Here is a 17179-nt window from a genome sequence, read left to right on the forward strand (position 1 = left end):
TGAGCAGCAGCGATATCCCCGCTTTTTAAACCAGTGATGGCGCCGTTATAGTATGGCGCCATAACGTCACTGCTAATATCACTGTGACCAATGCCCATAGCATGGCCAATTTCGTGCAGCGCCACACTATAAATATCATAACCGCCAACGCCACCAATTGACCATGTATCATCAATGTCGAAATGGATATCACCCGCTATGCCCCACCATGCCGTTGTGGGATAGTAGGCATGAGCCAATGCTCCATTAGCCCCGTCAAAAATATGGCCGGCAATGCGAATATCAACAGAGGGATTGAACTGATTATAGGCTTCATTGCTGTCGGGAACTTGAATAAAATTGATATCAGCCACATCTGACCAGGTATCAAAAGCGCGCTCTATCTCACTGACGTAACCAGCGGGCATATAGTTATCCAGAGACACGCAAGTCAGCGGTGCACCATTGCCGATTTCGCTACTATGGGCACAATCCATCGGTGCACTCAATAAACTCCAAGTGACGTTGCCGCCAGGAGTACCTAAAGCATATGCCCCCCATTTAATACCCGGCCCGGCAACAGCATAGGCGTTGGCAAGTGATGACAGTAACGTGGCAGAGAGAAAAACTAATAGTATTTTTATCATATTTATTCTTTCCCCAGAGAGATTCATCCATAAATCTATCGCGAGGATATTTGATGATCTTCATCAAACCAGAGAGTTAAATTATTATAATTTTTGTACTACGTTTTTACACGGAAATAATGCCAACAATATAAAGCCTTGTAAAGCGCCTGAAGATTTTCTAGATTAATTAGTCACTTAGATCAATACCAAAAGACAATTCACCCACCATACCGACCATTAACTATGCTTATCTTCTTGTCTTTTTATCAGCCAAGCGCTCTAAAACGCCTGCATGACACCCGCACCATCATGATAGCCCCCAAGATTGAGGATATAACTGCAGATAGCTCCAATACTGATTGTATGAGGCAATCACTTGTAACTGGCATAAGACAGTAAAGCCTACCTTTACGGGCACGGCTACGGACCGAACTGATAGCTGGTGATTGAAGATCAGCCCGAAAATATGCGTTTCTGATCCAAAAATCTCAGACATTCGTAATTAGCTATGACTGTCTAATTTAACCGGAGAATAAGAAATGAAAAACTTTGGACTTTGGATTTATGAGGCCTATCAATATATTTTTGATTCATCAAAAAACCCACTCAGACACATTCCTGACCCCACCAGCAGAATGTATATCATGACGATTTTGGCATTAATGTGGAGTGGTGCTTTCGCTATTTATGTTGGCAGTATTTTTTATTTCGGCATAAGCTTAGCCAGCCACATTATATTGATACTGATGTTTTTCTTTACGGCGGCTGTGTTTTATGACGCTGACAAAAATCACAGCTCATGGCTAATTAAGTTGCGTCACAAAAAACATAAACGATCGCAAGCCCACTTCAATTCGGGTCAGACTAACTTTTAATAGCCTAAAAAAATATGTAATGCCGTTATGGATATTGTTGCTGACACTTAATAAGCATCCCTGATGTTAATTGGCAGCAACAGTGATATTGAAATAACTTATGAGTAAAGCTGCAACACAATTACCCAGAGAACTTTCATCAGCAGATACCTCCCGTGTTATCGAAATGGCATGGGAGGACAGGACGCCCTTTGAAGCCATCGAAACACTCTATGCGATCAATGAGTCAACGGTGATAAGGCTTATGCGTTACAACCTAACCCCGCGATCATTTAAATTATGGCGAAAACGCGTCACAGGTAGAAAAACAAAGCATACCAGTCGACGTTCAGCTGAAGTTTCGCGCGGTTACTGCCCTACTCAATATAAACAACGTTAGTGGCCATTAAACAATGGCTCATCAAAAAATCCATTTGCCAACCAAAATATGTCCTTGCTGTGGTTTATCTTTTACTTGGCGTAAACGCTGGCAGAAAAATTGGGATTCAGTCAAGTATTGCTCACAGCGCTGTCGTCGTTCAAAACACCGCCTAAAGGCATACCAGTGAAAAAGACTTACAAAAGGTTACGACTTATTTTAGGCGATCAACTCAATGCCAATCATTCCTGGTATCAGCAAAAAGACAACTCGGTTTTATATGTTATCGCTGAGCTAAAACAAGAAGCCACTTATACCAAACATCATATTCAAAAGCTCTGCGCTTTTTTTAGTGCTATGCAACAGTTTGCAGAAAGTTTACAAAAGGCCAGCCATCAAGTGCTATACCTTGATCTGGATGATACTGCCGAATTTTTATCCTTACCCGATCTTATTCAATATCTTTGCAAGACCTATTCTATTCAATCGTTTGAATATCAAAGACCAGACGAATATCGCTTGCTGCAACAAATCCAAAGCATGAAGCTACAAAATAAAGATGGCCCTTTAATTCCACTCTATGAGCATGACACTGAACATTTTCTATTGAAATTTGAAAATATTGGCCAGCATTTTCAACAAGGAAAACATCATAAGATGGAATTTTTCTATCGAAAAATTCGCCAACAGTTTGATGTACTGATGCAGGAAGGCAAACCTTTAGGCGGACGTTGGAATTACGATAGCGATAATAGAAAAAAATTTAAACCTCAGGATATCGATAAGATTCCTGAACCTCTACTTTTTTCTCGTAACGTCAACACTATTTTGGAGCGCATTGATCGCCACAGAATCGATTATATTGGCAAGGCAACACAAGATTTACTATGGCCAACCAATCGCAAAGAAGCTTTACAGTTACTTGGCTTTTTCTGCCAGCAATGCCTGCCTCTCTTTGGTCGTTTTCAGGATGCTATGACCGAAAATAGCCCGCATCAGTGGAGTTTGTATCACTCACGCTTATCCTTTGCTTTAAACAGCAAAATGTTAGACCCCTTGCACGTTATCAATGAAGCGATGAGCTATTTCGAGCGCTCAGATGGCGCTATTAATCTAGCCCAAATAGAAGGCTTTGTTCGACAAATACTGGGTTGGCGTGAATATATTCGCGGGCTATATTGGACCAATATGCCCGATTACCAAAACATGAATTTTTTTGGCAACCAGCAAACATTGCCAGCGTATTTTTGGACCGCCAATACCAAAATGAACTGCATGCAGCAGTCGATTAAACAATCATTGGATTATGCCTATGCGCATCATATACAGCGCTTAATGGTCACCGGCAACTTCTGCCTGTTAACCGGCATTGACCCCGATCAAGTCGATGAATGGTATCTGGGTATTTATATTGATGCGCTGGAATGGGTAGAAATGCCCAATACTCGGGGCATGAGTCAGTTTGCCGATGGCGGGCTGGTAGCTACAAAACCCTATAGCGCTGGTGGCAATTATATTAATAAAATGAGTGATTATTGCAAAACCTGTCACTATCAGATTAAAGAAAAAACCACGAATAATGCTTGCCCGTTTAATAGCTTATATTGGGGGTTTATGATTCGACATCGCTCACAGTTTGAAAAAAATCCGCGTATTGGCATGGTCTATCGTCAGTGGGACAAACAAGAAAAGCCAGCGCAATTGGCAGTGCTCGAGCGGGCCCAGTGGTGTATTGACCATATTGAGCAGCTGTAATTTCTAGCGTGGCTTGGGCGCATCTACCTTATAGAAAACATCAGGGCTAAATCTGATTTTGCTCAAGCAATATATTCTGTGAGAGGGAAACGTCAGCCAGCAGATGCTGGCCATTTTGGTTGCCGCTACCGGACCGAGCCAATGACCCCTGCAGCGTTTTTGCCAAGCCCAACGCCATTAATCGCGGGTACCAAGGAAGATTAGGCTGATGGAAGGGAAGCTTATCAACCAAAGGAGTTGTAGTATCAATAAAATCAACAAAACCAGCCTGAAAGGTGGCCAATGCTGCTAATACTTCAGGATTCTGGGCAACTGAATTATGCGGCGACAATTGCCAGCTATAATCGTCTCGCAAAACACAGCTTGCCACAGGACTGGCTTGCAGCCGAACACCCCACTCCAGCGGCGAGATCATGGAGAGCGTCCATTCATCTTCATGCCAGTAAAGATAATACGTCTGGTTGATGATGGGTTTAAAAGAAAATTTGGCCGATACGATAAGCGCCCCCGCCAGATAGTCATGTAACCATACCTTACTAGAACGATCATGGGCTGGTAGCTGATGTAAAGGCTGTAGCGCTTGCAAGACTGGAACAAGACCTTTGCCCTGAGGATTGGGTTGCTTGGAGCTATTTTGTTTTATTTTCATACGGTCAGCCAGCTCTCAAGACTGGCTCAATCACTGATAACTTGCGGTGAATGATCAGGTTTTGCATAGGCCATCCGTTTAATTCGATGTCCCCGATGGTAGGTATCCAGTCCGCTAATCGCCAGGCTGCCGACCGCATTGATATCAAGCACACCTTCATCGGATACAGTATCTTCAGGTATAAAAGCCAATACAACTTCACCGATCACTAAATTGGTGTCGTTGATAGCCAAATGCTGATGCTGGCGCAATTTCAGGCCTAATCGCAATGGCGACTGGGCGACAAACGGTGCGGCAAAACTTTTGTCCCATGCTGTGCTCAAGCCTGTGGCATCAAACTCTGAAACATTCTGCGGATAACGCGCGGCCGTCTGATGGGCTGCTTCGATCATGGGCTCAGTAACATGATTAATCGTATAGAAACCAGTAGACAATATATTGCGCAGTGTGTGCCGCTCCACCGAGTCCGGTCGTATAATAAGACCGAGCAGCAGCGGACTGGAACCCAAGTGGACAACTGAGCTCATAATGGCCAAGTTAGTCTGCCCAGCCGCATCACAGCTGCCAATCAAATTTGCCGGCTTATAACCACTCAGGGAGTTTGCCAGGGTCGCGAGATAGCGGCTACCCATTGCCTGAAAGTCATTGGAGGTCAAGCGCATAGAATTTACCCATAGCAAGGTTTCAGTTCAGTGTACGTTAAATTGTTTGACGTGGATTGCAAATCAAGGAGTTAATCCAATGGGGTATGTCAGCTTATTTTTTCAATGGTAGAAAACTGCTCGATATAATGACATTTCAACTATACTTGGCCTGTAACTGATTATTTAACCTAGTAGCGAGCTCGCTACCATATTGATCGCTGACGTTAATGCCTCTGACGCTAAAACCATTATTACGCCTGATTTTTCCATTACTGATCTTGGCTCTGTCTTTTTATGCGCTAGGCAAAGCAACGCTTCTTAATAATCATTATTTGTTGTTACTAAGCTTATTACCCTATGCGGTGTTTGCGCTAGTGTTGGGACTGGCTCATTATTTTAATCGTTCACGCTTTTTTTCTGCAGCACTGTTATTAAGTGGCGCCTATTGGCTAATCCAAGCTCACTTACAAACGTCCTTGGTCGAACTGCACCCTTTTTACTTTTATACCGCTCTTAGCCTGCTTTTGCCGCTGGGGCTCTTATTCCTAACGGTTTTACCAGAGCGCGGTCTGTGGAATGTCTATGGTTTGCTGCCTCTATCTATTACCCCATTATTTGTGATCGCAACCTATACCGTCAGCCAGCAGTATAGCGAGGAGCAGTTAGCCGCATTGACGAATTTGTTTGCGATTAGGCCGTTTGGCCATTATGTCTTATCTATTTATGCCAGCTTTGGTTTTTTGTTATCACTGCTGCTGGGTTTAATCATATTGCTGTTTCGCAATAGTGAAGCCGAGGCGGCTTTTTGTGCTTGTATTATTTTTGTTTTTGCCACTTTCGTTGGCTTCGATCAACCGTTAATTTCCAGCATCTTATTTTCCGGCTGTGGTTTGATTCTGATGATTAGTTTATTGCGCAGCTCTTTTGAAATGGCCTATCGAGATGACCTAACAGGTTTACTAGGGCGAAGAGCCTTTAATGAAAAGCTGCGGGGGCTTGGCAGACAGTATTGCATTGCTATGGTCGACGTTGATCATTTTAAACAGTTTAATGACAGCCATGGCCATGATGTGGGCGATGATGTGTTAAAAATTGTTGCCAATCATCTTGCTCAAGTCAGCGGCGGCGGGGTCCCCTATCGCTATGGCGGTGAGGAATTTTGTGTGATTTTCACCGGCAAAGAATTAAAATCCTGCTTGCCATATCTTGAAACGATTAGAACAGCCATTGCCGATTACAATATTACTTTGCGGGATAAAAATACTCGGCCAAAAAATCGCAAAAAAGGCGCGTCGCAACGCGGCCGAAAACGCAACCAAAATTCTGTCTCGGTAACTGTGAGTATTGGTATTGCAGAAAAAACAGAAAAGCTGGCCAACGCCAAACAGGTACTGCAAGCTGCAGACAAGGCCTTATATAAAGCCAAGCAAAATGGACGTAATTGTTTAGCTCGTTAACAATCGTTTTTTATTATTAGTCCAGGGGAACCGTCACGCCCCAGCGCTTAACCATACCGGTATCAATATCAAATAAATCCAATACCCGACCCACGCTGTGGTCGACGATATCATCGATAGATTCAGGCTGATTGTAAAAAGCTGGCAACGGTGGGGCAATAATCGCCCCCATCTCAGATAACGAGGTCATGGTACGCAAATGTCCTGTATGCAACGGTGTTTCTCTGACCATCAGCACCAACTTGCGGCGCTCTTTTAAAATCACATCTGCAGCGCGAGTTAATAAGGTAGAGGTAATACCGGAGGCAATCTCTGACATACTGCGTACCGAGCATGGTGCAATCACCATACCCATAGTAGGAAAAGAGCCGCTGGAAATAGATGCGCCCACATTCTTTACCGAATGCACTTGATCTGCCAAGGCGTGCAGATCTTTTACTTTGAGATCCATTTCATAGCCCAGCGTCAGTTCGGCTGACTTACTGATCACTAGGTGGGTTTCAATATCGGTAGCCTGCAGCATTTGCAGCATTCTTACGCCGTAAACAATCCCTGATGCGCCAGAAATACCGACAATCAGGCGGCGCGAGGTGGTGTTAGAGGCTCTTGTATTGGACTGATCAATCATTATGTTTATTTTCCTGCTGGTTATTTTCCTGCTGGTTATTTCCCTACTGGTTATTAGCCATGCCACAAGAATAAACTAATTTACAAACCAAGACAGCCCGAATTAAATTGTCGATCAGCATCAGCGGCGGCTTTAACGGCGTTAATCATCCTCTGATTTCAACCCCAGTTTTTTCTTGCGTCGTTTCGCCAGATGTCGAGCCAGCTTTTGCATATCAACAATGACATCGCTTTCATCAACGATCTCATGGCCAATCAAGGTTTCCAACAAATCTTCTAATGTCATTATGCCTTGCATAACGCCATATTCATCGACCACTAACATGATCGGGGTATTATTTTCTAATAGTATTTCCAGCGCCCGGGATAGACTAATACCATCAATCAATGCTGGAAGATCACGACGCAATTTATGCAGAGGATACGCACCGTGCCCCTTGGCTTGTTCAAGTAGCATATCGGTTAACAGCACAAAACCGGTGACTACGTCGGGGTTGTCTTCCTCGGTAAGCGGTATCCGTGAGAAATGTTTTTCGGTATGGCGACCCAAAAAATCATCAATGGTTTTTGTTTCCGCAAAGCTAGACACCACAGATCTTGGCGTCATAACATGCTTCACTTGCATATCCCGCAACAACAGCAGGTTTTTCAGCACATTTAATTCCTGCGCTTCTAGCTTGCCCTCCTGTTCACCCTGCACGGCCATGGCGGCAAATTCTTGGCGATTAAAACCATGCAGGGTGGGTTTAAAGGGAAGAATTTTCATCAATGTCTCGGACATCCAGACAAAGGGATAGAGAATTTTGATTAGGTACTTGAGACAGAAGCCCGTTAATGGCGCTAGCTGCCGCCAGTAGTTTGCACCTAGAGCTTTGGGAATAATTTCCGAGAAGATTAAAATTACCAGCGTCAAGACCGCCGATACTGCCCCCACATAAACACTGCCAAATAACGCAGCCGCCTGTGCACCGACACCGGCAGCGCCGACAGTATGGGCAATGGTATTCAGACTGAGGATAACTGCCAGCGGTTTGTTAATATCATCTTTAAGCTCACGCAGCACCTTGCCTGAAGGCTTGTCATCCTGTTCCAGCAGCGCTATGTAGGGGTTGTTAACACTGAGCAATACCGCTTCGGCGACCGAACACAGAAAAGAAAAACCAACGGCAATAATGACATAGAGAATCAGTAGCAACATAATCATTCCAGCTCAGAGAATGGTTGATATTATGCATCAGTTGTTAAGCGAATACCTAATATGTCTGTATTTTTAACCGCGCTAGTTTCTCTATCTTTTAGGATGATTAAGCCAACGAATCTTCAGCAACAAAATATTTAGGATCTTCAATCACATTCACTTCCACCATATTGCCCGCTTTTTTTAGTAAGCGGCGACATTCTTCACTGAGGTGAACCAGATGCAGGGTTTTGCCGGCATTAAGATAACGATCAGCAAGGGTATCTATCGCTTCAAGACCTGAATGATCGGCCACCCGTGAGCGAGCAAAATCAATAACCACATCGTCATTATCAGTACTGGGATCAAAACGCTCAAGAAAAGAGGTTACCGAGCCAAAAAACAGCGGGCCGGTAACAGCATAAACCGTTGAACCTTTATGATCTTCTTTGGCGTCAATACGAATATGCTTGGCATGATCCCAAGCAAAGACCAATGCAGAAACAATCACACCGACGACAACCGCTACCGCCAAATCCGTTGCTACTGTAACACCCGATACGGTAATCAAAACCAAAGCATCACTGCGGGGTATTTTGCGCAAAATCCGAAAGCTACTCCATTCAAAAGTACCAATCACGACAATAAACATTACGCCAATTAATGCCGCCAAAGGAATTTTCTCAATCAGGGCCGAGCCCACTAGGATAAATACCAGCAAAGACAATGCCGCAGTAATACCTGAAAGACGACCTCGACCACCGGAGTTCACATTAATCATGCTCTGACCAATCATCGCACAACCGCCCATACCACCAAACATACCAGTAACGGTATTAGCCACACCTTGACCAATACATTCTTTATTGCCGCGACCACGGGATTCGGTAATTTCATCGACTAAGCGCAACGTCAGTAAAGATTCAATCAAACCGATGGTGGCGAGAATCACAGAGTAAGGCAGGATAATCCACAACGTCTCGAAACTAAATGGTACTGAAGGAATATGCAAACTGGGTAGGCCACCTTTAATAGAGGCCACATCACCCACAACGCGGGTATTTAAATCAAAACCAAATACCAACAAAGTCACCGCCACAATGGCCACCAACGAAGAAGGTACCGCCGTAGTGAAGCGAGGCAGAAAGTGGATTATTAGCATGGTAATGGTCACTAGACCTAACAACATGTAGAGTTGCTGCCCTTCCAGCCAAGCGACATCAACAATGGTGCCTTCCATATAGGTACCACTTAACCAGCCCGGCTCACCAGCAACACCAAACTGACCCAATTGCGCCAGAAAGATAACAATCGCCAAGCCATTAACAAAACCCAGCATAACCGGATGCGGCACCATGCGGATAAATTTACCCAGCCGAAACATACCGGCTAGTATTTGCAAAAGACCCATCAAAACCACGGTAGCAAACAAATATTCGACACCATGGTCGGCCACCAGCGTGACCATCACTACCGCCAGCGCACCGGTAGCGCCTGAAATCATACCCGGACGACCACCAATACAAGCCGTAATCAAACCCACCATAAAGGCGGCATATAACCCGACCAAGGGCTCAACACCTGCCACAAACGCAAAAGCAACAGCCTCCGGCACCAGCGCCAAGGCCACTGTTAAGCCTGACAGCACATCATTTTTTACGGTCGCTACTTTATTGGGGTGAAACTCAAACATCTCATACTCTCAATCGATACTGAGGCCTGCATCTGTTGCAAGAACAGCGCTCAGCAAGAATGGGTTGGCTCTCTAATCGGCAGGATTTGTTGCTATACGACCAGTAGAAGGGTCGCGCATTCTAGCGAAAAGCTTCGCCCAGTTCAATGCAAGCTTGCAGTGACAGTAGCTATAGTGTTTTTGCGAGCAACCGGAGCAACCAAGCCACCCCAATCCAGCAACAAGCCCAACTGTCAGATAATTTGTGTATAATGGCTAACCCATTCGTGAATAAGGCACCCCATCCCATGGCAGTCAAGAAGAAACAGCCAAACGCTAGTGAAACCTCGCTTTCAATTGAAGAGCAAACCGCGGCCTTTTTAAAAGCCGGTGGTGCTATTGAGCAAATTGCATCCGGGGTTAGTGGTCAACAGAGCATGGCGGGGCCTAAGCACATTACCTTGAGCACTAAACCCAAAAACTAATTTCCCTGACCGGTATGGCAGATGCGACTATATTCCATCGGGGCAACGCTACCATTTGACAGCCACTGCTTTACTCTAGCGAAAGCATCAATCCCTGCATATAGGTATATTGATTGACTCTAGGGTGTTGCTATATCTTCGGCAATAACTTCCTGATCACAGACTGTTTGGTCTATGCATAAATCCTGATAGCGATAGCGGATATTCACCTTCAGACTGTTGCCATATTTATCCAACATATTACCCAAACCCTTAAAACGAATAAGCTGACGAGTATTTTTATCATAGCTCAACTCGATCGGATCTAAGAGCAAGCGGATAAACCAATTGGATGAATTAATGGCAAAACAGATGGCTTGTAGTTGATCGTCAGTGCAGCGCTTGCGCTTGATAAGCAGGCCAACCAAGCTCAAACGTGACGGCGCAGGAAAATCAAATTTCATACTGGAGCCGGTTAGCAAAGACGACCACTGTTGACGTATATAATGGTCAAAACCGGCATCAATCACCAACGGTCGAGTAGCAACTAGCGTCGTTTTACTCTGTCTGTTTTCATTATCGGTATAAGCCAAAAACCATTGCTTACCGGCCCTGGTTATTTGAAATTTTTCGGCATAGACCCAGGCCTGATGATTGACTTCTGGGCTGGCTTTACCCGATCTATAATTGAGGAATTTCTCGGCAATTTTGGTTTTTTCAGGACTGATATAAACCACATGATGATCTAGCCCATCTTCGGAATAATAGTGAAATTCCTGATAAAGTAACTGGCCGGTATTCAGCGCATAAGCATCACCGATAATCACTAATTTGTCTGCATAGACGATGGACGTCATCAGCAAAGAAGCCAAGCCTAATATCTGGCGGATAAACATGGTTACCGCGTCGCTTCTTGATAACGAATAAAAACAAAAAAGACAGGTAATAAAACGGCCCAACAAACACTGATAGACAACAGTGAAAATGTTGGCGGCGTTGATAAGGCGACATTAGCCAGTTTACTACCGGCAAAATAGGCCATTGGGCCAGAGATGGCACCTAGCACCGATGCCAACCATAAACGGTCTTTTAACCAAATCAAGCTGTGATTGAGAGTCATAGCAAACAACAGCCAAATACACATCATCCAAAACGGCATCAATAGTAATGAAGGCGATTGGAAAGTAAATACACCAAGCCAAGCCAAGCTGTTATCGATAATAAAACCTGCCAGTGCAACAGCAGCAATAAAAGACCATTCAAAACGTTTATCGACAAACAAGGCTTTATGGATGCAGAGAATGGATACTGTCACTGCAAAAGCGATAACATCACCACCTAAAACACAGGCAAACCAGCCTAACTGAAACAGCACAGCATTTAATAGCTTGCTATTGATATCGCTCTTAATGAATGGGGGCAATCTCTCTAGCTCTCGGTTTTGCAAAAACGATTTGCGAGGCACTGATAGCACGCTCGGCAAAGCCTCCCTCGCAGTAGCAAAGATAAAATTCCCACATACGGCAGAACACATCATCAAAGCCCATACTTTTAACGGTATCGAGATTAGCATGAAAACGTTTGCGCCACTCGGCCAAGGTTTTAGCATAGTCGAAACCAATATCATGCAGATTAACGATCATCATATCGGTATTGCGTGACACGCACTGAGCAATGATTTCATTAGAGGGCAAACAACCGCCGGGGAAAATATAACGCTGAATAAAATCAACGGAACGCTTGGCTTGCTGATAGCGTTGATCAGTGATGGTGATGGCCTGAATAAGCATTAAACCATCATCTTTTAGTAGGCTGGAGCATTTTGCAAAGTAGTTGTCATAGTACTCATGACCAACCGCCTCAATCATTTCGATGGAAACCAGTTTATCGTACTGGCCTGTTAAATCGCGGTAATCTTCCAGTAACAAGGTAATTTTATTTTCCAGACCCTCGCGCTTAACGACTGTAGAGGCATAATCATATTGTTGTTGAGAAATGGTAGTGGTAGTCACTCTGCAACCATAATGTTTAGCAGCATAAATAGCTAAACCGCCCCAACCTGTCCCTATTTCTATCAAATGATCATCTTCACACAGACGCAGCTTTCGGCAAATATTATCCAACTTAAATATTGAGGCTTGTTCAAGACTGGCATCTTTTGATGGAAATATTGCCGATGAGTACATCATGGTAGGATCTAGGAACAAAGCGAAAAAATCATTACCCAAATCGTAGTGAGCAGATATATTTTTACGTGCCCCGCTTTGGGTATTGGCATTTAACAAATGCATAATTTTTGAGGAAATACGGTTAAATATAGGTCGCGTATCATCCATTGTATTCAGCATGTCCAGATTTAAGGTCATCAACCGAATCACATCTAATAAACTCGATGATGACCAACCACCTAGCATATAGGCCTCGGCAGAACCTATAGAGCCGCCAAACAAAATATTCTTATACGTTGAAGAGTGATGGATAAAGATATGGGCCGAAATATTGGCCTGCTCAGCGGGCTCGCCAAACTCGTAGATTTCGCCATTATCTTCCAGTACCAGCCGCCCGGTTGTGATATGAGACATGGCCTTGAGTAAGGCCTTTTTAGCCATGGCATCCCAGAAACCGGCTTTAACTATACGGTTTTTTTTGTTCTCACTTATATTTGTAGTATTCATAGGTATCTTATTTTATTTTTCCGCTGCTATTAAGGTTGATGCTTATCCGATTGGCGCTATAGCTACGTTATTGGTTTATTTGAGTGATTATTTTTGGGGTGATCAACCACCGGCACACCTTTGACAAACAGTTTGAAAGCTTCCCAATAAATACCAGCCGCAACTTTTAAGGTCATTAAGGGGTAGCTCCAAATCAAACGTCGCAATTTGACAGCGCTAATTTGTTCTCGTTGCAGTACCAAGGTGGCATCAAGTTCGACGATTTCATTGTCAATTTCACCCCGCCAGTTTTGCATATGGATACGCAAATTTTCAGCCGGAAAATTACTGCGCCAGTGATATCGGATATCCATCGGGTTAAAAGGCGATACATGAAACTCTTTATTGAAGCTGATACGCTGGTAGTGCTGATCTGGGTCACACGTTAGTACATAACAATGGCGCTCATTCCAAGGTGTGTTGTTGACCTCGGCAATGATATATTGCAGCTGCTCGTTGTTATCAAAACAGTAATAACAACTAATCGGATTCATAATAAAACCAAAATAACGCAGGTTGCTTAGTAGACGTATGGGGCCGTCAGGGTAAACACCGGTTTGTTTTTCTACTTGCTGCCTGACTGCTTTATCCAGCGGCAGGGAGGGATCGCCTAAGAAATCCGAACGCTTAAAACGAGCCAACGCCCAACGTTTGGTCGACCATAAACGAGTACCACTAAACACTTGGTCGAGTTCCGATAAATCCAGCAACATCATAAAAACTTTATACTGCAAGCTATGATACTTGGGGGTATATCGACGATGGCGAATCCAGCCTTTGTAGATGGCGCTTTTCATCAATTTACCAGTTTGCACCCAACGCTTTGGCGACACGGATGCCGCTGCTAGCACCGTCCTCATGGAAGCCGTTAGCCCAATAAGCACCGCAGAACCAGGTTCGGTTAACGCCATTAATATCACTCCAGCGCTCCGCTGCGGCTACCGACGCCAAGGAAAACACCGGATGACTATAGTTGTATTGTCCCAGTATTTTGCTGGCATCAATCGACTCTGTCGCATTAAGCGTGACACAAAAAGTCACGGGGGCATCAATACCCTGCAAGATATTCATATTGTAGGTTAGCACAGCCTGTTCCTGTCGCTCAGAACGCAATCGATAGTTCCAGCTAGACCAGGCCAATTTTTTTTCGGGCAAGATACTTTCGTCAGTGTGCAAAACCACATCATTTTGTTGGTAGGGAATGGCGCCCAGCACTTCTTTTTCTGCTGTGCCGGCATCTGCCAACATCGCTAAAGCCTGATCGCTATGGCTAGCAATAATCACTTGATCAAAACGCTCTACTCGACCATCAGCCAATTGCACATCAACACCGCCATGATCGCGGCTGATAGTGCTCACTGGGCTGTTTACTCGAATAGACTGTTTAAAGCCTGCCGTTAGCGGCTGCAGATATTCTCGAGAACCGCCTTTAATCACCTGCCACTGCGGCCGGTTATTGACACTCAATAAACCATGGTTTTTAAAGAAGCGCACAAAAAATAATAACGGAAATTCAAACATACTATCCGTAGACGCGGACCAAATAGCGCTACCCATGGGGATTAAATACTTATTGGCAAAGGTTGATCCATAGCTATTGTGCTTTAAATATTCCCCGAGGGTGGTGGCTTTATCAATACGCCCCGACTCTAAATCTTGTATCGCTTGCTGATTAAAGCGAAGAATATCTTTGATCATTTTTAAATAGGAGGGGCTAAAAATATTCCGACGCTGGGCAAATAAACTGTTGAGATTAGTACCGCCATATTCCAAACCCGATAATTCGCAACTAACACTAAAGCTCATTTCTGTGGGTTGGGACTGCACACCACACTCTTCCATCAGACGAATAAAATTGGGATAGGTCCAATCGTTGTAGACGATAAATCCGGTATCTACCGCATAGTCCCTGCCCTGAACATTGACATCCATCGTCGCGGTATGACCGCCGATATTGTCGTCACTCTCAAACACGGTAATATCATGATCATGTTGTAATAAATACGCGGCGCTTAAGCCCGAAATGCCTGAACCAATGACTGCTATTTTCACTACTCTGACTCTTTTTCATTTATGTTATCTACGTTTTATCATTATTCGTAACAAAGGCGCTACCATTTTATTAAGACGCTATAATTTTATTCCACAGTGCCCGAATAAATCCCAGCACTTTTAACAGCCATTTTAACCGCCTGGGGAAATCGAACTGCCTGGGCCGTGCAGCAATGGCTTTGACCATGCGTTCAGCCGCCTGCTCAGATGACATCAGAAACGGCATGGAAAAGTTATTTTTATCGGTCAGTGGTGTTTTTACAAAGCCAGGATTAATAACCGTGACATCAATATTTTTGCTGACCAAATCAATCCGTAGGGAATCAAAAAAGTATTGCATAGCAGCCTTGGAGGAACCATAGGCTTCGGCGCGGGGGAAAGGTGCCAATGTAGCCAGAGAGACAATGGCAATCATATGCGGTCTGGGACTAGCTTCCAGCAACGGTATGGCTGCCGCCACGGTATTGATAGCACCAAAATAATTTACCGTCATTACCCGCCGCATCATATCCCAGTCGGGCGTATCAATATCGAGATATTCGCAGGTACCGGCGTTGACAATAACGCGGTCTAAATGACCACTGTAGTTGGATAGTTGTTGCTGCATCAACTCAATGGAGTCCTGCCGAGTGACATCAAAGGCAAGGGGAATAATATTGTTATATTCAGCAGCCAGCTGCTCCAAGGCCTGTTGATTTCTGGCACTGGCGATAACGGTATTGCCACAAGAGGCCAGTTTAATCGCCAACGACCGACCAATGCCGGTGCTAGCACCGGTTAACCAGATAACTTCGCTCGTGATCATGATAGCGATCGGCTCAAGCCGCTAAACGGGCTTTGAGCCATCGGTTAACACCCCCAATCATAGGCACCTGCTCATAGAGCATCTGCCCCATATCGTAAGCATCTTCATGATAATGAATTCGCTGATCAAAATGAATCTGGCTAATACCCCTGACTGTAATCAAGCGTCCCCCGCCCAGTTTGGCATGACGAAAATGCATATCCCACTTTATGTAGGCGGCTCTATCGGAGACCAGTTGGTCAAGAAACTCAAAACGGCATTCCTGAACGTTGCTAGTGATATCTGCCATATAATCTTGCATAGCCGCCAGACCGCGGATCTGATGTACCGGATCCTTAAACACCAGATCATCGGCATAGAGCTTATCAAGATGACCCAGATTCAACTGCATCATATCGCTGTAGCTGGTTTTAAATAGTTCGATAATATTGCTACTCATAAGTGCATCCAATTTGTCTTGGTTTCACGGTTTAGTCCGATTTTGACAGGCCACCGGAAATGCCCTGAATTGCTTTGCACACCATCGCTGCTTATTCTGCCATGTACGCCTATTTTTACCCAATTGGATCAATGGCTTGTCTATGAAGCCTAGGTAGATAATGAGGCTCTGTGATCCATACTTTGACCATGCCCGTACATTTGTCAAATTACAATAGGCCAACGGCGAAAAACACACTATGATGGGTGCACATAATGTTTAATTCCTTGCAGAGGAAGACCCGTATGTCCACAGTCCCCATCGGTGGCAGTACATCCAACGCCGAGCGCAATGCCAAGCTTAAGCAGCTAATGGCAAAAGTCGCTGAACACCGCGATAGGCAGGCCTTTGAGGAGCTTTTTGATCATTTTGCCCCCTTGTTGCGTTCTTATAGCCTAGCCCGTGAATCCGGTGCCGCCCTGTTGGCCGATGAGCTGGCACAGGAGGTTATGATCAAGGTATGGAATAAAGCCCATACCTATAAACCCGATATGGCGGCGGTATCCACTTGGGTATTCACCTTGGCGAGAAACTCCAGGATCGATTATCTGAGACGAAACGGGCGTTTTAGCACGGATATCGACCCCACCGAAATCTTCAATAATATGGAAGATGAAGGCCCAGACCCCTTTCAGCTCGCGCAGCAACAACGGGTTGAAATCAAGGTACATGAAGGTTTAAAGCAACTGCCTATTGAGCAGGCACAGGTATTAGCCAAGGTCTATTTGGAAGGTAAAAGCCACCAAGAGACCTCAAACGAATTAGGACTGCCGCTGGGTACTGTTAAATCCCGCGTGCGCTTAGCGTTACAGAAACTAGAATTATTGTTAAAAAGGTAGCTATC

20 protein-coding genes are annotated in these 17179 nt (G+C 44.6%); 7 read left to right on the forward strand and 13 right to left on the reverse strand.

Features of this window, described 5'->3' with window-relative positions; translation table 11 throughout:
* A partial coding sequence (locus AACP44_RS02250) for a matrixin family metalloprotease (RefSeq protein ID WP_339338594.1) occupies positions 1–626 on the reverse strand: 626 nt, incomplete at its 3' end.
* A gap of 521 nt (positions 627–1147) precedes the next feature.
* On the opposite strand from AACP44_RS02250, the gene AACP44_RS02255 reads away from it, so the two are divergent.
* The 4 genes from AACP44_RS02255 to AACP44_RS02270 all read left to right on the forward strand — a co-directional run bounded on the left by AACP44_RS02255 (position 1148) and on the right by AACP44_RS02270 (position 3596).
* Positions 1148–1483, forward strand: a complete 336-nt coding sequence (locus AACP44_RS02255; protein ID WP_339338596.1) for a hypothetical protein — start codon at positions 1148–1150, stop codon at positions 1481–1483.
* 100 nt (positions 1484–1583) lie between these two features.
* The gene (locus AACP44_RS02260) at positions 1584–1862 is read left to right on the forward strand and encodes a TIGR03643 family protein (RefSeq protein WP_339338598.1); all 279 of its coding nucleotides are present in this window, start codon (positions 1584–1586) and stop codon (positions 1860–1862) included.
* A gap of 13 nt (positions 1863–1875) precedes the next feature.
* Positions 1876–2031 (forward strand): DUF2256 domain-containing protein, encoded by a 156-nt coding sequence (locus AACP44_RS02265; protein ID WP_339338600.1) that lies wholly within the window; start codon positions 1876–1878, stop codon positions 2029–2031.
* A complete protein-coding gene (locus AACP44_RS02270) occupies positions 2028–3596 on the forward strand; it encodes a cryptochrome/photolyase family protein (RefSeq protein WP_339338602.1) in 1569 nt (522 codons plus the stop codon). The genes AACP44_RS02265 and AACP44_RS02270 overlap by 4 nt, the downstream gene beginning before the upstream one ends.
* 46 nt (positions 3597–3642) lie before the next feature.
* Here AACP44_RS02270 and AACP44_RS02275 read toward each other — a convergent pair whose 3' ends face one another.
* Together AACP44_RS02275 and AACP44_RS02280 are read right to left on the reverse strand one after the other, a co-directional pair.
* Positions 3643–4245: a hypothetical protein gene (locus AACP44_RS02275; RefSeq protein WP_339338604.1), complete on the reverse strand. Its 603-nt coding sequence runs from the start codon at positions 4243–4245 to the stop codon at positions 3643–3645.
* Between the two features lie 26 nt (positions 4246–4271).
* Positions 4272–4907, reverse strand: coding sequence for a flavin reductase (locus AACP44_RS02280; protein ID WP_339338606.1), 636 nt, complete (start codon positions 4905–4907; stop codon positions 4272–4274).
* Positions 4908–5116: 209 nt separating this feature from the next.
* Here AACP44_RS02280 and AACP44_RS02285 point away from each other — a divergent pair, with 209 nt between their 5' ends.
* The gene (locus AACP44_RS02285) at positions 5117–6346 is read left to right on the forward strand and encodes a GGDEF domain-containing protein (protein WP_339338608.1); all 1230 of its coding nucleotides are present in this window, start codon (positions 5117–5119) and stop codon (positions 6344–6346) included.
* A gap of 16 nt (positions 6347–6362) precedes the next feature.
* On the opposite strand, the gene AACP44_RS02290 is transcribed toward AACP44_RS02285, so the two are convergent.
* The 3 genes from AACP44_RS02290 to AACP44_RS02300 form a co-directional block, all read right to left on the reverse strand.
* Positions 6363–6974, reverse strand: a complete 612-nt coding sequence (locus tag AACP44_RS02290) for a UbiX family flavin prenyltransferase (protein ID WP_339338610.1) — start codon at positions 6972–6974, stop codon at positions 6363–6365.
* Positions 6975–7115: 141 nt separating this feature from the next.
* Positions 7116–8171: a CNNM domain-containing protein gene (locus AACP44_RS02295; protein WP_339338612.1), complete on the reverse strand. Its 1056-nt coding sequence runs from the start codon at positions 8169–8171 to the stop codon at positions 7116–7118.
* A gap of 106 nt (positions 8172–8277) precedes the next feature.
* A complete protein-coding gene (locus tag AACP44_RS02300) occupies positions 8278–9843 on the reverse strand; it encodes a SulP family inorganic anion transporter (protein WP_339338614.1) in 1566 nt (521 codons plus the stop codon).
* Positions 9844–10130: 287 nt separating this feature from the next.
* Between AACP44_RS02300 and AACP44_RS02305 the strand changes: the two genes are divergently transcribed.
* The gene (locus AACP44_RS02305) at positions 10131–10307 is read left to right on the forward strand and encodes a hypothetical protein (protein WP_339338650.1); all 177 of its coding nucleotides are present in this window, start codon (positions 10131–10133) and stop codon (positions 10305–10307) included.
* A gap of 119 nt (positions 10308–10426) precedes the next feature.
* Here the strand turns inward: AACP44_RS02305 and AACP44_RS02310 are convergent, their stop codons facing one another.
* The 7 genes from AACP44_RS02310 to AACP44_RS02340 form a co-directional block, all read right to left on the reverse strand.
* Positions 10427–11143 carry a hypothetical protein gene (locus AACP44_RS02310; RefSeq protein ID WP_339338616.1) on the reverse strand — a complete coding sequence of 239 codons (717 nt, stop codon included), beginning with the start codon at positions 11141–11143 and terminating at the stop codon, positions 10427–10429.
* A gap of 41 nt (positions 11144–11184) precedes the next feature.
* On the reverse strand, positions 11185–11709 hold the full coding sequence (locus tag AACP44_RS02315) for a DUF2878 domain-containing protein (RefSeq protein ID WP_339338618.1): 525 nt from the start codon (positions 11707–11709) through the stop codon (positions 11185–11187).
* Positions 11693–12961 carry a cyclopropane-fatty-acyl-phospholipid synthase family protein gene (locus tag AACP44_RS02320; protein WP_339338619.1) on the reverse strand — a complete coding sequence of 423 codons (1269 nt, stop codon included), beginning with the start codon at positions 12959–12961 and terminating at the stop codon, positions 11693–11695. Before AACP44_RS02320 ends, AACP44_RS02315 begins: the two co-directional genes overlap by 17 nt.
* Before the next feature lie 62 nt (positions 12962–13023).
* On the reverse strand, positions 13024–13797 hold the full coding sequence (locus AACP44_RS02325) for a DUF1365 domain-containing protein (RefSeq protein ID WP_339338620.1): 774 nt from the start codon (positions 13795–13797) through the stop codon (positions 13024–13026).
* Between the two features lie 4 nt (positions 13798–13801).
* Entirely contained in the window at positions 13802–15052 is a 1251-nt protein-coding gene (locus tag AACP44_RS02330) for an FAD-dependent oxidoreductase (protein ID WP_339338621.1), read from the reverse strand.
* A 70-nt stretch (positions 15053–15122) separates the two neighbouring features.
* Entirely contained in the window at positions 15123–15857 is a 735-nt protein-coding gene (locus AACP44_RS02335) for an SDR family NAD(P)-dependent oxidoreductase (RefSeq protein WP_339338622.1), read from the reverse strand.
* Positions 15858–15870: 13 nt separating this feature from the next.
* Positions 15871–16296 (reverse strand): nuclear transport factor 2 family protein, encoded by a 426-nt coding sequence (locus AACP44_RS02340; protein WP_339338623.1) that lies wholly within the window; start codon positions 16294–16296, stop codon positions 15871–15873.
* A gap of 284 nt (positions 16297–16580) precedes the next feature.
* On the opposite strand from AACP44_RS02340, the gene AACP44_RS02345 reads away from it, so the two are divergent.
* Positions 16581–17174, forward strand: coding sequence for a sigma-70 family RNA polymerase sigma factor (locus tag AACP44_RS02345; protein ID WP_339338624.1), 594 nt, complete (start codon positions 16581–16583; stop codon positions 17172–17174).
* Positions 17175–17179 lie beyond the last annotated feature (5 nt).

This window comes from uncultured Oceanicoccus sp. (assembly GCF_963968385.1).
Lineage (GTDB): Bacteria > Pseudomonadota > Gammaproteobacteria > Pseudomonadales > Dasaniaceae > Oceanicoccus.